Here is a 12,845-nt window from a genome sequence, read left to right as displayed (position 1 = left end):
GGCCCACCGCGCGCGTCGACGTGCACGAATGTTCTGCGCCCGTTCTGTGTGCACCGCGGGTGGGGGACGGTAGGAACGTCCCATGCACGTGTATCTGGGCGTCGACATCGGTACGTCGGGTTCGAAGGGCGTCCTCGTCGACGCCCGCGGCCGGGTGCTGGCCCGGGCCGACCGGGCGCACGAGACCGCACAGCCGCTGCCCGGCCACGTGGAGCACGACGCCGAGGCCGTCTGGTGGGGCGACTTCGTCGCGGTCGTGCGGGAGCTGCTGCCCGCCCTCGACGACGGCGCCGAGCTCGCCGGCCTGGGGGTGTCGGGGATCGGGCCGACCCTGCTCCCCGCCGACGGCGACGGCCGCCCGCTGCGCCCGGCGATCCTCTACGGCGTCGACACCCGCGCCGGCACCGAGATCGACGAGCTGAACGCGGAGCTGGGCGAGGACGCGATCCTGGCTCGGGCCGGGACACCACTGTCCTCGCAGGCGGTGGGGCCGAAGTGGCGGTGGCTGGCCCGGCACGAGCCGGAGGTGTTCGCCCGCACCGAGATGTTCCTGATGTGCTCGTCCTACCTGGTGCACCGCCTCACCGGCGAGTACGTGCTCGACCACCACTCGGCCAGCCAGTGCGACCCGATGTACGACCTCGCCGCCGCGGACTGGGCGCCCGACTGGGCCGAGCGCACCGCCCCGGGCATCACGCTGCCCCGGCTGCTGTGGCCGACCGAGGTCGCCGGGCGGGTGAGCGCGGCGGCGGCCGCCGCGACCGGGCTGCCGGAGGGGCTGCCGGTCACCGCCGGCACCGTCGACGCCTGGGCCGAGGCCACCAGCGCCGGCGTCACCGGCGCCGGAGAGGTCATGGTCATGTACGGGACGACGATGTTCCTCATCGAGGTCATCGACCGCCCGCACCCGCACCCGGCGATGTGGACGACCCGCGGCGTCGTACCGGGGTCGTTCACCCTGGCCGCGGGGATGGCGACGTCCGGGGCGATCACGAACTGGCTGCGCGACCTCACCGGGGAGGGCTTCACCGGGCTCGTCGCCGAGGCCGCGGAGGTGCCGCCGGGCAGCGGCGGGCTGCTGCTGCTCCCCTACTTCGCCGGGGAGCGGACCCCGCTGTTCGACCCGGACGCCCGCGGCGTGCTCGCCGGGCTGACCACCGGGCACACCCGCGGCGAGGTCTACCGGGCCGCGCTGGAGGGCATCGCGCACGGCGTCCGGCACAACCTGGAGGTCATGCGGTCCGCGGGCGGCGGCACGAAGCGCCTGGTCGCCGTCGGCGGCGGGGTGCAGGGCGGGCTGTGGACCCGGATCGTCACCGACGTGACCGGGGTCCCGCAGGACGTGCCGGAGCAGACCGTCGGCGCCGCGCTCGGCGACGCGTGGCTGGCCGCCGTCGCGACCGGGGCCGAGCCGCGGCTGCGCGACTGGAACCCGGTCGCCCGCACGGTCGAGCCGGACCCGGCGGCCCGCGAGGTCTACGACCGCTTCCACCCGCACTACCGCTCGCTCTACACCGCCACCCGGGAGACCGCGCACTTCCTCGCCGACGAACGGAGACGCTCCTACCGCGCGTGACACGCTGTTCACACCGGTGTGGTTGCCGCCCGACGCGGCGGCCACCACGCTGGGCGGGTGAGTGCCGACGAGTCACCCGCCCACGACTACGACCTGCTGGTGATCGGCTCCGGTCCCGGTGGGCAGAAGGCCGCGATCGCCGCGGCGAAGCTCGGGAAGCGGGTGGCGATCGCCGACCGCGGCCACATGATGGGCGGGGTCTGCGTCAACACCGGCACCATCCCGTCGAAGACGCTGCGCGAGGCGGTGCTGTACCTGTCCGGGTTCAGCCAGCGCGAGATGTACGGCGCCAGCTACCGGGTCAAGTCCGAGATCACCATCGACGACCTGCTGGCCCGCACCCGGCACGTGATCGGCCGCGAGACCGAGATCGTGCGCAGCCAGCTGCTGCGCAACCACGTCGACATCCTGACCGGGACGGCGCGCTTCACCGACCCGCACACCGTCGTCGTCGAGGGGACGGGGCGGGGTGACCACAACCAGGTCACCGCCTCGCACGTCGTCGTCGCGACCGGGACCCGCCCGGCCCGCCCGGACACCGTCGCGTTCGACGGCGAGCGGGTCGTCGACTCCGACCAGGTGCTGCAGCTCGGCCGGGTGCCGGGCTCGATGGTCGTCGTCGGCGCGGGGGTGATCGGCATCGAGTACGCCTCGATGTTCGCCGCCCTCGGCACGCGGGTGACCGTGGTGGAGAAGCGGGACTCGATGCTCGGGTTCTGCGACCCGGAGGTCGTGGAGTCGCTGAAGTTCCACCTGCGCGACTCGGCGGTCACGTTCCGGTTCGGCGAGGAGGTGTCCTCGGTCGAGGTGAACGGCCGCGGCACGGTGACCAGCCTGGCCAGCGGGAAGAAGATCCCGGCCGACATGGTCATGTACTCGGCGGGCCGCCAGGGCATGACCGAGGAGCTGGGCCTGGACGCGGCCGGTGTCCGGGCCGACGACCGGGGGCGCATCGAGGTCGACGAGCAGTACCGGACCTCGGTCGAGCACATCGCGGCGGTCGGCGACGTGATCGGGTTCCCGGCGCTGGCGTCGACGAGCATGGACCAGGGCAGGCTCGCCGCCTACCACCTGTTCGGCGAGCCCGTCCGCGAGCTGCACGAGCTGCAGCCGATCGGCATCTACACGATCCCGGAGATCTCGTTCTGCGGGCGGACCGAGGCCGAGCTGACGGCGGCGTCGATCCCGTACGAGACCGGGCTGTCGCGCTACCGCGAGCTCGCGCGCGGCGCGATCGTCGGCGACTCCTACGGCATGCTGAAGCTGCTGGTGTCGCCCGAGGACCACCGGCTGCTCGGGGTGCACGTGTTCGGCACGAACGCCACCGACCTCGTGCACATCGGGCAGGCCATCATGGGCTGTGGCGGGACGGTGGACTACCTCGTCGACACCGTCCTGAACTACCCGACGCTGTCGGAGGCGTACAAGGTCGCCGCGCTGGACGCCACGAACAAGATCCGTGCGCTGGAGTCGGTCCAGAACTCCTGACTCAGGTGTAGCGGAACCCGTTCGCGTCGAGCCACGGCTTCGGGTTGATCTTGGTTCCGCTCGGGTCGACGACCTCGATGTGCAGGTGCGGGCCGGTGGACTGGCCGCGGTTGCCGACCTCGGCGATCTGCTGGCCTGCGGCCACCTTCTGGCCGACCGAGACCAGCGAGCGGTTGATGTGGCCGTAGACGGTGACCGTGCCGTCGGCGTGCCGGACCCGGACCCACATCCCGAACCCGCTGGCGGGGCCGGAGCTGATGACGGTGCCGGCGATCGGTACGTGGATCGGGGTGCCGATCGGGGCGGCGATGTCGAGGCCCATGTGCTTCGTGCCCCAGCGGGAACCGAAGCCCGAGGTGACCCGGCCGGTCACGATCGACACCGCACCGCCCGCGGAGGCGGACTGCAGCGCACCGGTGGCACCCGCGGCGCGGGCGGCCTCGACCGCCCGGGCGCGCTCCTCGGCGGCCTTGCGGACCTGGTCGACCGAGGCGGTGGCGGCCTGGACCGCGGAGGCGGCCCTGGCGCGGCCGGTGTCGGCGACGGCGACGGTGCGCGCGGCCGCCGAGGGGGCGGCGGCCGGGGCGGCCAGCGAGGCGATGGTGGCCGGGTCCGCGATCGGCGAGGCGGCGTCGTCCGCGGCGGCCCGCGGGGCGGGCACGGCGGCGGGGAGCGCGGCGTCCTGGCTCGACACCGACGACGATCCCGCCGTGTCGAACCAGGACGTCACGGTCGCGGACAGGTCGCCGGAGCCGACACCCGCGTGGGCGGTGGCGGCGATACCGCCCACCGCGACGACGGCGGCCGCGATCCGGGTCGAGGCCGGCCGGCGCGAGCCGTCCTCGGCCCCGGCGTCACGGGCGCGCCGGACGTGCGGACCTGCGGGTAACGAGCCGACCGGGACCCCGATCCCGGCCACCGCGAACTGCGGGGCCAGGAGCGCGAGACTCGCCTGACGGCTCCGGGGGGAGCGATGCCGTGCCACGACCCTTCCTTCCGGATCCCGGAACGGCGGACAACCCGTGGGGAGCGGGCGGCCCCCTGGGGAGGAGCCGCGTCCGGTTCGTGACCGTTCCGTGATCTGACACCGACGCTAGCCGGACGCAACGGACGGAAGAACCCGATCGGGTGATCACGAGACCGACGGGACGTTGCGGGCGGTGAGCGGACGCCGCCGGCCGCCCGCCCCGGCCACCTGCCGTTCACCGTGGCGCCGGCCCGGCCGGTCCACCTCGGACAGGGCCCTGAGCTGGGCTTCCCGTCGGCCGCGCGCCGCGGCCGAGTGGTCGTGGCCCGGGGCGTCGCGGTCCACGCCCTCACCCACGGTGACGACGCGTGCGCGGTGGCTCCGCGACGCGCGCTCCGCGCACGCGGCCGGGCCGGGACCCGTTCGGCGCACCTCGTCGTCGACGGCGCGTGCACCCGCTCACCCGGTGCCCGGATTGCCGTCACGGTGTCGCGCGGGTTGTCTGGACGGGTGCGCCGCCTCCTGGTCCCCCTGCTGACGTGCGCGTTGCTGGTCGTCCTGGCGCCGGCGGCCCTCGCCGACCCGGCACCGGCCACCGCGGCCGCCGCCCCCGTCCGGTACGTCGCGCTCGGTGACTCCTACGCCGCGGGTGTCGGGGCCCGGCCGGACCCGGCCACCGGCGATTGCCGGCGCAGCACCGCGTCCTACCCGGCACTGTGGGCGGCCCGGCACGACCCGGCGTCGTTCGTCAGCGTCGCGTGCAGCGGCGCCACCAGCGGCGAGGTGATCGCCCGGCAGGTGCGCGCCGTCTCCGCCGACACCACCCTGGTGACGATCACCGTCGGCGGCAACGACACCGGGTTCGGTCCGGTCCTGGCCGCCTGCAGCACCGCCCGCGACGACGAGACCTGCCTGCGCGCCGTCCGCGGCGGGGAGCGTGCCGCCCGCTGGGTCGCGCCCGGCGGGCTGATCTCGACCATCGTCGGGGTCCGGCTGCAGGCCCCCGGCGCGACGATCCTGGTCCTGGGCTACCCGCGGCTGTTCGAGCCGGGCGCCGACTGCGACGTCCCCGGCGTCCCGAACGCCGTCCGCCGGGAGGCGCTGAACCGGGCGGCCGACACCCTCGACGCCGCCCTCGCCGACGCGGCAGGGCGGTTCCGGGGCCGGTTCGTCGACGTCCGTGCCGCCTTCGCCGGGCACGGGATCTGCTCCGCCGACCCGTGGATCACTCCCCCGCCCGCGTCGGCCCCGGCGGTCTACCACCCGACCGCCCAGGGCTACCGCGACGGCTACCTGCCCGCGTTCGAGGCGGCCGTCACCCTCCCCTGACCACCAGGTCCTCGCCCGCTCGTCCCCCGGCGGACACCCGCTCGACACCGGCCGGACCGGCCACGCCACGATGGTTCCCAGGCACCGCCCCCGATCCTGAGGACCCACCTCGTGCGATGCCTGCTCGGCACCCTCCTCGTCCCCGCCGCCCTCCTCGCGACGGCCACGTCCGCCCTCGCCGACACCGACCGTCCCCGGTCCGGTCCGGAGGTCGTCGCGCACCGCGGCGCCTCCGCCGACGCCCCGGAGAACACCCTCGCCGCCGCCGACGAGGCGCTGGCCCAGCGGGCCGACGCCGTCGAGGTCGACGTCCAGCGCACCGCGGACGGCCACCTCGTGCTCGTCCACGACGCCACGCTGGCCCGCACCACCGACGTCGCACGGGTCTTCCCCACCCGCGCCCTGGCACCGGTCGGCGCGTTCACCCTCGCCGAGCTGCGCCGTCTCGACGCCGGGTCGTGGTTCTCCCCCGCTTTCGCCGGGGAGCGCATCCCGACCCTGGCGGAGTTCGGCGACCGGCTCGGCGGCCGCGCGGACCTGCTGATCGAACTGAAGGACCCGGCGCGGTACCCCGGCGTGGAGAAGGAGGTCGGCTACGAGGTCGACGGCCGGCGCGGGGTCGTCGTGCAGTCCTTCGACCACGACGCGATGCGGCGCTTCACCGAGGCCACCCCGGACGTCCCGGCCGGCTGGTTGTTCGACGGGCGCCCGACCGCGGCGGAGCTCGACGACGCCGCCGCCCACGGGGTCACCCAGATCAACCCGTCGTTCGAGGTCGTCGACACGGCGCTGGTCGCCGAGGTCGCGGCGCGCGGGATGCAGACCGGGACGTACACGGTCGACGCCCCCGACGACATGCGGCGGATCGCGGACGCCGGGGTGGACCGGATCATCACCGACCGGCCCGCGGTGCTGCGGACGGTCCTCGCCGGCTGACCCGATCCGCGTCCGCGCCGCCGACCCACCGCCGACATCCACCTCACACCACGCGCCCTAGACTTCTCCTCGCGGCGCGGGCACCTTCCCCGCCGGTGAGCGGAGGATCGGGGATGACGGCTGTACGGCGGCCAGGACTGCTCGTCCCGGCGGCACTGGCCCTGCTCCTGGTGGGGGGCTGCGGCAGCTCGCTGGCGACCCAGCCGGGTTCGTCGTCCCGCACGGTCGTCACGACCCAGAACCGCCCCTCCAGCCCCTTCTGCGACGCCGTCGAGGCGAGCCGCACCGCCACCCAGCCGTTCAACGGGGTGGGCATCGGCCGCTCGATCTCCGACGTCGACGAGGTCACCGCGAACGTCCGGCAGGCGAACCAGCAGGTCACCTCGCTCGCACCGCAGGAGATCCGCGCGGACTTCGAGCGGGTGGACCAGCTCGTCGAGCGTCAGCTCGCCCTGCTGGAGGCCAACGGCGGGGACACCCTCGCCGTCGCCCGTGACCCGGGGATCGCGCAGGACCGGGCGGACCCGGAGTACCAGGCCGCGTCGCAGCGGATCCGGGACTACGTGCGGTCGACCTGCACCTGACCGTCGACGACGACCGGTGCGGTACGCCGCCACCCCAGGTAGCGGTCGGCCTCGACCAGCAGGGCTCCGCCCAGCCACATCGCGACGACCGCGTCGTCGCCGAGGCCGAACACGGTCAGGAACGCCTCGGGCACCAGGTCGACCGGCGACACCAGGTAGGCCAGGGCCATCAGGAACAGCGCGACCCGGCCCCTGCCGAGGTGCGGGTAGGTGCCGCGCCAGGCGTCGCCGGCCATGGCGGGCAGTGCCCGGAACCGTTCGACGGGGCCGGGCTCGCCGGGGCGGCCGCGACGGGTGAGGGCACGGAACAGTGTCGCGAACGCGGCCGTGCGGCCGGCGCGGCGACCTGCGGTGGCACTCGCTGCAGTCATGTCCGGTCCAACGCGCGGCGCACCCCGGTCGTTCCCGGCGAAACGGTCACGTCACACCGGGGACGACCGGGGGCGGGGTCAGTGCGAGGCGAGGTAGATGTCGCGCAGCACCCCGGCCTCGGTGCTCATCTCGGCCAGCCGCTGCTTGACGACGTCGCCGATGCTGATCATCCCGACGAGCCGTCCGCCGTCGACGACGGGCAGGTGGCGGTGGCGCCAGCGGTTCATCAGACCCATGGCCTCGGTGAGCGAGTCCTCCGGCGAACAGGTCACGACGTGGCGGGTCATGACGTCGGCGACGGTGAGATCCAGCAGGCCCGCGCCGTCGGTGGCGAGCCGGCGCACGATGTCGCGTTCGGAGACGATGCCGTCGACGCGTTCGCGACGGCCGTCGTCGGAGACGACGAGCGCGCCGATCGCCGGCGGACCGGCGAGCCGGGTCGCGGCCTCGGCGACGGTGTTCCACGACAACACGGTGTGCACCGTGTCGCCCTTGATCCGCAGGATGTCCGACACCTTCATGGAACTCTCCCTTCGACGTCCCTATTGTTGCGCTTGCGCAGTAGTTGTGCAATGGCAAAGATTGATCGACGCAACGGTCAGCGCGGAGTAAAGATCGCTGGTGGGGGAGGTGGACGGGGATGACCGACGCACACGGCCGAGATCGGGATCACCCGGACGGCGCGACGGTGGAGGCGGGCCTGGCGCTCGCGCGCGCGTTCACCGGCATCAGCGTGCGCGCGGTGGCGGCGGCCGGGGACGCCGTGACCGTGCCCCAGCTGCGGGTCCTCATGCTGATCGCGGACGCGGGGCGCACCAACGTCACCGCGGTCGGGCGTGAACTCGACGTCCACCCGTCGAACGCCACCCGGGTGCTCGTGCGTCTCGGGCGGGCCGGCCTGGTCGAACGCCGCCCCGACCCGGACGACCGGCGGCACCTGCTCGTCGAGCTGACCCCGGCCGGACGGGAGCTGATCCGCGAGGTCGACGCCCACCGTCGCGCCGCGGTCGCCGACCTGCTGGGCCGGGTCCCGCCCGAGCGACGGGTGGGCGCGGCCGAGCTGCTGTCCGCGCTGGCCGACGCGGCGGCCCCGCCGACACCCTAGGATCGGAGGGTGTGAGCGAGGACGCCCCGACCGACGTCGCCTCCCTGCGGGCCGCCGTCGCGGCGGGGGCGCGCCCGCGGTTCGTCCCGTTCTGGGGCTCCGAGCCCGCGCCGGGCGACGTGCACGTGCTGAGCCAGTGGCATCCGTCGCCGTTCGTCGTCGACGGGGTCCGCTACGCCACCGCCGAGCACTGGATGATGGCGGCCAAGGCCCGCACCTTCGGCGACGACGACGCGCTCGCCCGCGTCCTGTCCGACGACGACCCGGACACCGCCAAGCGGGCCGGGCGCGAGGTCCGGGGCTTCGACTCGCAGGTGTGGGCCGCGCACCGGGTCGAGGTCGTCGTCGAGGGCAACCGGGCCAAGTTCCGCTCCGCCGAGCGGCTCACCGCGGCCCTGCTGGGCACCGGCGACGCGGTGCTCGTCGAGGCCTCCCCCGTCGACCGGATCTGGGGCATCGGCCTGGCCGCCGACGACCCCGACCTCGGCGCGCCGGACCGCTGGCCCGGCCGGAACCTGCTGGGCTTCGCCCTGATGCGGGTGCGCGCCGGGCTCGGGAGCCACTGACCCCGACCGGCCCGGGTCAGACCGCCCCGGGGTACCGGGGGCGGCGCGGACGGCGGGCCCGGCGCGCCACCAGCACCGCCCCCACCCCGGTCGCGACGGCGCCGCCGACGTAGGGCACGGCGGCCCGGGCGATCTCCCCCGCCCGTCCGACGAGCGCCGCACGCCGCGCCGCGAGACCCGCGCCGAGCCGGTCCAGGCTCGCCCGCAGCTCGCGCGCGGCGTCGACGACCTGGTCGTCGCGGCCGTCGGACCGCGCGGAGAGCCGGTCCCGCAGCTGCGCCGCGGAGACATCGCTGAGGTCGAGCTCCTCGGCCGTGTCCTCCGGTGCCTCGCCGGCCGGGCCGGCTCCTGCGTCGTGACGCCCCACGACTCCCCCTCACATCCGGCGGACCGCCCGCCGGCCCGCCGGGACAGTGAACCCGCCACGGGCCGCTCCGCGCACCCTCAGGACATTCTCAGACCACCACCGTTGCAACGCAGAGCAGTCGCGATATATCGTGATGGCACACGAGCCGATCGACGAGGAGGCTCACGACGAGAGGACCACGCGTCATGACCACGCGCGACATGTTCCGGAGCCCCTTCGGGCCCCGCACCCACCGACACCCCCGGGGCCACCGCGGCGCCGGGTTCCCCTGCGGCCCGGAGGAGGCAGCCATGCACGACACCCCCGACGTCCACGGCGACGACCGTGACGATCCCCGCGACGAGGGCGGCCCCGGCCACCGCCGCGGTCGCGCCCACCGCCACGGACGCGGGCCCGGCGGGCGGGGCTTCGGTCCCGGCCGCGGGTTCGGCCCCGGCGGCCCGTTCGGTCCCGGAGGCTTCGGCCCGGGCGGGTTCGGTCCCGGCGGCTTCGGCCCGGGCGGGTTCGGCCCCGGCGGGCCCCGCGGCCGGCGCGGCAGGCGTGCCCGCGGCGACGTGCGCACCGCGGTGCTCGCGGTCGTCGCCGACGGCCCGCGGCACGGCTACGAGATCATCCAGGAGATCACCGGCCGCTCCGGCGGGCAGTGGAAGCCGAGCCCCGGCTCGGTGTACCCGATGCTGTCCCAGCTGGAGGACGAGGGCCTGGTCCGGTCCGAGCAGACCGAGGGTCGTCGGGTCGTCCACCTCACCGAGGAGGGCACCCGGCACGTCGAGGAGCACCGCGCCGAGCTCGACGCGGTGTGGGCGCCCTTCGCCGAGGACGCCGAGGACGCCGAGTCGGACCCGGCGACCGGCCTGGTCACCGAGCTCGGCCGGCTCGCCGCCGCCGCGCGGCAGGTCGCCGAGGCCGGCTCCGAGGCGCAGGTGGCGTCGGCGACCGAGGCGCTGACCGAGGCCCGCAAGGCGCTGTACCGGCTGCTGGCCGAGTGAGGCCCGCCGGACGAGCGGGCGACACCGGCTGAGGCCCGCCGAAGGAGCAGGCGACACCGGGTGAGGCCCGCCGGACGGGCAGACCGCTCCGTGTGCGACGGGGGCGGGACCGCGATGGTCCCGCCCCCGTCGTCGTCTACCGGGCCTGTCGCCGGCGCCGGTTGCGGCGCAGCGCCTCCCGCAGCGGCGGGACGACGGTGCCCTCGGCGGCCATCACCCGGCGGGCCTTGCGCCGCGCGAGGACGACCGCGACGGCGGTGAGCGCCCAGATCGGGAACTGGACGAGCCAGGCCAGCCGGAACGCCTCGGGGGTGTAGCCGCCGGACACGCTGAGCACGAGCCCGACCAGCAGTGTGGTGGTGAGCGAGGCGGTGAACCCGCCGACGTTGACGATCCCGACGGCGGTGCCGCGCCGGTGGGCGGGGTTGAAGGTGCGGGCGTAGTCGAAGCCGACGGCGGAGCAGGGACCGTTCGCGGCGAGCACCACCACGAGCAGCACGAGCAGCCACAGCGGAGCGGGCGGCGGGACGAGCAGCACGACCGTCCACACGAGCGCGGTCGCGCCGATGACCGACAGCACGAGCCAGGAGCGGCGCAGCGGGTGGCGGGCGGTGAACTCGCCGAACACCGGGCCGACGACGGCGCCGGCGAGGACGAGCACGGTCAGCATCACCGAGGCGCCGGTGGGTGTCATCCCCTGTCCGGCGACGAGGTAGGGCACGCCCCACAGCAGCGCGAACACCAGGCCGGAGAACTGGGTGCCGGCGTGCGACCAGAGCCCGAGGCGGGTGCCCGGGTGCGCCCAGGCGCCCTTGAGGCCGTCGACGACCTCGCGGGGGCTGCTCGCCGGGGCCTGGGCCGGGCTGCCGGGCGGGCGGTCGCGGAACACGGCGAGCACCGCGACCGTGGCGACGACGCCGATCCCGGCGGCGGACAGGAACGCGGTCGTCCAGCCGTAGGCGTGCAGGACGGTGGCGAGCGGGATCGCGGAGAGCACCTGGCCGAACTGGCCGAGCAGCGCCGTGATCTGCGTCATCAGCGGCACCCGGCGCGGCGCGAACCAGGTGGCCAGCACCGACAGCACCGAGATGAAGGTCAGGGCGTCGCCGACGCCGACGAGCACACGGGCGGCGATGGCCAGCGGCAGCGAGGTGGCGAGTGCGACGAGCACCTGCGCCGCGGTCATGGTGACGGCGCCGGCGAGCACCATGGTGCGGGCGCCGAACCGGTCGAGCAGCAGCCCGACCGGCACCTGGAGGGCGGCGTAGACCAGCAGCTGCAGGACGAGGAACCCGGCGAGCACGGTCGGGGACGCGCCGAACCGCTCCGCCGCCTCCAGCCCGGAGACGCCGAACGAGCTGCGTTGCAGCACCGCCACGACGTAGGCGAACAGACCGGCGGACCAGACGAGGTAAGCGCGACGTGACGTGTGCATGACGAACGACCATTCTGGTCCATCCCGGACGGGCGGGGTGCGCCGGCGGGGCCGTGTCACACGGGTCGGTGGTCACACCGCGCCCGGGCAGGCCGTAGCGGGCTCCGGATAGGGTCGCGGTGCACGCCACGACTCGGAGGACGCCGGTGCTCGATCCCGCTCAGCTGTACCAGGTCGACCCGGCCGCGCCGGCGCTCGACGAGCCGGTCCTGATCGTCGTGCTGGACGGTTTCGTCGACGCCGGCAACGCGGGTGCGCTCGCGGTCGGCGCGCTGACCGACGAACGCGAGGCGGTCCGGGTGGCCCGGTTCGACGTCGACCAGCTCGTGGACTACCGGTCGCGACGCCCGCCGCTGCGGTTCGAGACCGACCGCTGGGCCGACTACGACCCGCCGGAGCTCGACGTCGTCGCGCTGACCGACACCGGGGACACGCAGTACCTGCTGCTCGCCGGTCCGGAGCCGGACATGCAGTGGGAGCGGTTCGTCGCCGCGGTCGGGCTGCTGGTCGAGCAGCTCGGGATCCGGCTGGTGATCACGTTGCAGGGCATCCCGATGGCCGTGCCGCACACGCGTCCGATCGGGGTGACCGCGCACGGCACCCGCCCGGAGCTGGTGGAGGGCCACACCCCGTGGTTCGCGACCGCGGACGTCCCGGGCAGTGCCGCGGCGTTGCTGGAGTACCGCCTCGGGCAGGCCGGGCAGGACGTCGTGGGTTATGCCGTGCACGTGCCGCACTACCTGTCGCGCTCGGCGTACCCGCAGGCCGCGCGGGTGCTGCTGGACCACGCGGGGCTGTCGGCGGGGCTCTACCTGCCGACCGAGACGCTGACCCGTGCCGCCGAACAGGCCGAGTCCGAGATCGCCGAGCAGATGGCGGCGTCGGAGGAGGTCGGCCAGGTCGTCTCGGCGCTGGAGGAGCAGTACGACCAGGTCGTCGCGGCCCGGGAGTCCGGCGACCTGCGGGACGGCCTGGAGGGCGGCGAGCTGCCCAGCGGCGACGAGCTGGCCGCGGAGTTCGAGCGTTTCCTCGCCGGCGGTGGCGACGACAAGCCGGGCGGGAAGTCCGGCGACGAGCCGCCGCACGAGCCGCCCGCTCCCCCGCTGCCGCCCGCGACCTGACCGGTCCTCC

At 75.1% G+C, this 12,845-nt stretch carries 15 protein-coding genes; 9 read left to right on the top strand and 6 right to left on the bottom strand.

Annotated features, from left to right (window positions below; genetic code table 11):
* Window positions 1–82: 82 nt before the first annotated feature.
* Together KPF22_RS12185 and sthA are read left to right on the top strand one after the other, a co-directional pair.
* On the top strand, window positions 83–1,576 hold the full coding sequence (locus KPF22_RS12185; RefSeq protein ID WP_062396007.1) for an FGGY-family carbohydrate kinase: 1,494 nt from the start codon (window positions 83–85) through the stop codon (window positions 1,574–1,576).
* Window positions 1,577–1,633: 57 nt separating this feature from the next.
* On the top strand, window positions 1,634–3,064 hold the full coding sequence (sthA, locus tag KPF22_RS12180; protein WP_174565847.1) for a Si-specific NAD(P)(+) transhydrogenase: 1,431 nt from the start codon (window positions 1,634–1,636) through the stop codon (window positions 3,062–3,064).
* A 1-nt stretch (window position 3,065) separates the two neighbouring features.
* Here sthA and KPF22_RS12175 read toward each other — a convergent pair whose 3' ends face one another.
* Window positions 3,066–4,049 carry a M23 family metallopeptidase gene (locus tag KPF22_RS12175; RefSeq protein WP_224402102.1) on the bottom strand — a complete coding sequence of 328 codons (984 nt, stop codon included), beginning with the start codon at window positions 4,047–4,049 and terminating at the stop codon, window positions 3,066–3,068.
* Window positions 4,050–4,196: 147 nt separating this feature from the next.
* Window positions 4,197–4,376 carry a hypothetical protein gene (locus KPF22_RS12170; protein WP_224402101.1) on the bottom strand — a complete coding sequence of 60 codons (180 nt, stop codon included), beginning with the start codon at window positions 4,374–4,376 and terminating at the stop codon, window positions 4,197–4,199.
* 165 nt (window positions 4,377–4,541) lie between these two features.
* Here KPF22_RS12170 and KPF22_RS12165 point away from each other — a divergent pair, with 165 nt between their 5' ends.
* The 3 genes from KPF22_RS12165 (at window position 4,542) to KPF22_RS12155 (ending at window position 6,880) form a co-directional block, all read left to right on the top strand.
* On the top strand, window positions 4,542–5,360 hold the full coding sequence (locus KPF22_RS12165) for an SGNH/GDSL hydrolase family protein (protein WP_208824157.1): 819 nt from the start codon (window positions 4,542–4,544) through the stop codon (window positions 5,358–5,360).
* A 111-nt stretch (window positions 5,361–5,471) separates the two neighbouring features.
* A complete protein-coding gene (locus tag KPF22_RS12160; protein WP_224402100.1) occupies window positions 5,472–6,296 on the top strand; it encodes a glycerophosphodiester phosphodiesterase family protein in 825 nt (274 codons plus the stop codon).
* Window positions 6,297–6,409: 113 nt separating this feature from the next.
* Entirely contained in the window at window positions 6,410–6,880 is a 471-nt protein-coding gene (locus tag KPF22_RS12155; RefSeq protein WP_208824161.1) for a hypothetical protein, read from the top strand.
* On the opposite strand, the gene KPF22_RS12150 is transcribed toward KPF22_RS12155, so the two are convergent.
* Both KPF22_RS12150 and KPF22_RS12145 read right to left on the bottom strand, forming a co-directional pair.
* Complete coding sequence (locus KPF22_RS12150; RefSeq protein ID WP_208824163.1) at window positions 6,856–7,251, bottom strand: YkvA family protein; 396 nt, start codon at window positions 7,249–7,251, stop codon at window positions 6,856–6,858. The genes KPF22_RS12155 and KPF22_RS12150 overlap by 25 nt on opposite strands.
* A 78-nt stretch (window positions 7,252–7,329) precedes the next feature.
* Entirely contained in the window at window positions 7,330–7,773 is a 444-nt protein-coding gene (locus KPF22_RS12145; RefSeq protein WP_224402099.1) for a CBS domain-containing protein, read from the bottom strand.
* A gap of 119 nt (window positions 7,774–7,892) precedes the next feature.
* Between KPF22_RS12145 and KPF22_RS12140 the strand changes: the two genes are divergently transcribed.
* Both KPF22_RS12140 and KPF22_RS12135 read left to right on the top strand, forming a co-directional pair.
* Window positions 7,893–8,357 carry a MarR family transcriptional regulator gene (locus KPF22_RS12140; protein WP_224402098.1) on the top strand — a complete coding sequence of 155 codons (465 nt, stop codon included), beginning with the start codon at window positions 7,893–7,895 and terminating at the stop codon, window positions 8,355–8,357.
* 11 nt (window positions 8,358–8,368) lie between these two features.
* On the top strand, window positions 8,369–8,923 hold the full coding sequence (locus tag KPF22_RS12135; protein ID WP_224402097.1) for an NADAR family protein: 555 nt from the start codon (window positions 8,369–8,371) through the stop codon (window positions 8,921–8,923).
* Between the two features lie 16 nt (window positions 8,924–8,939).
* Here KPF22_RS12135 and KPF22_RS12130 read toward each other — a convergent pair whose 3' ends face one another.
* Entirely contained in the window at window positions 8,940–9,290 is a 351-nt protein-coding gene (locus KPF22_RS12130; RefSeq protein WP_224402096.1) for a hypothetical protein, read from the bottom strand.
* Between the two features lie 290 nt (window positions 9,291–9,580).
* Here KPF22_RS12130 and KPF22_RS12125 point away from each other — a divergent pair, with 290 nt between their 5' ends.
* Window positions 9,581–10,279 carry a PadR family transcriptional regulator gene (locus KPF22_RS12125; protein WP_224402095.1) on the top strand — a complete coding sequence of 233 codons (699 nt, stop codon included), beginning with the start codon at window positions 9,581–9,583 and terminating at the stop codon, window positions 10,277–10,279.
* A gap of 136 nt (window positions 10,280–10,415) precedes the next feature.
* Here the strand turns inward: KPF22_RS12125 and KPF22_RS12120 are convergent, their stop codons facing one another.
* Window positions 10,416–11,714, bottom strand: coding sequence for a nitrate/nitrite transporter (locus tag KPF22_RS12120; protein WP_208824173.1), 1,299 nt, complete (start codon window positions 11,712–11,714; stop codon window positions 10,416–10,418).
* Window positions 11,715–11,860: 146 nt separating this feature from the next.
* Between KPF22_RS12120 and KPF22_RS12115 the strand changes: the two genes are divergently transcribed.
* Window positions 11,861–12,835 carry a proteasome assembly chaperone family protein gene (locus KPF22_RS12115; protein ID WP_062396020.1) on the top strand — a complete coding sequence of 325 codons (975 nt, stop codon included), beginning with the start codon at window positions 11,861–11,863 and terminating at the stop codon, window positions 12,833–12,835.
* Window positions 12,836–12,845 lie beyond the last annotated feature (10 nt).

The sequence above is a fragment of the Pseudonocardia sp. ICBG1034 genome, assembly GCF_020131375.1.
Classification (GTDB): Bacteria; Actinomycetota; Actinomycetes; order Mycobacteriales; family Pseudonocardiaceae; genus Pseudonocardia; species Pseudonocardia alni.
The sequence above is the reverse complement of the archived record's forward strand: the minus strand, read 5'-3'. Positions and strand labels throughout refer to the sequence as shown.

What these genes read in the sequence shown, in the direction of transcription:
- KPF22_RS12150 (WP_208824163.1), bottom strand. Translation starts at nt 7,251, where the DNA reads ATGACTGCAGCGAGTGCCACCGCAGGTCGCCGCGCCGGCCGCACGGCC.
- KPF22_RS12155 (WP_208824161.1), top strand. Translation starts at nt 6,410, where the DNA reads ATGACGGCTGTACGGCGGCCAGGACTGCTCGTCCCGGCGGCACTGGCC.
- KPF22_RS12125 (WP_224402095.1), top strand. Translation starts at nt 9,581, where the DNA reads ATGCACGACACCCCCGACGTCCACGGCGACGACCGTGACGATCCCCGC.
- KPF22_RS12185 (WP_062396007.1), top strand. Translation starts at nt 83, where the DNA reads ATGCACGTGTATCTGGGCGTCGACATCGGTACGTCGGGTTCGAAGGGC.
- KPF22_RS12120 (WP_208824173.1), bottom strand. Translation starts at nt 11,714, where the DNA reads ATGCACACGTCACGTCGCGCTTACCTCGTCTGGTCCGCCGGTCTGTTC.
- KPF22_RS12145 (WP_224402099.1), bottom strand. Translation starts at nt 7,773, where the DNA reads ATGAAGGTGTCGGACATCCTGCGGATCAAGGGCGACACGGTGCACACC.
- KPF22_RS12140 (WP_224402098.1), top strand. Translation starts at nt 7,893, where the DNA reads ATGACCGACGCACACGGCCGAGATCGGGATCACCCGGACGGCGCGACG.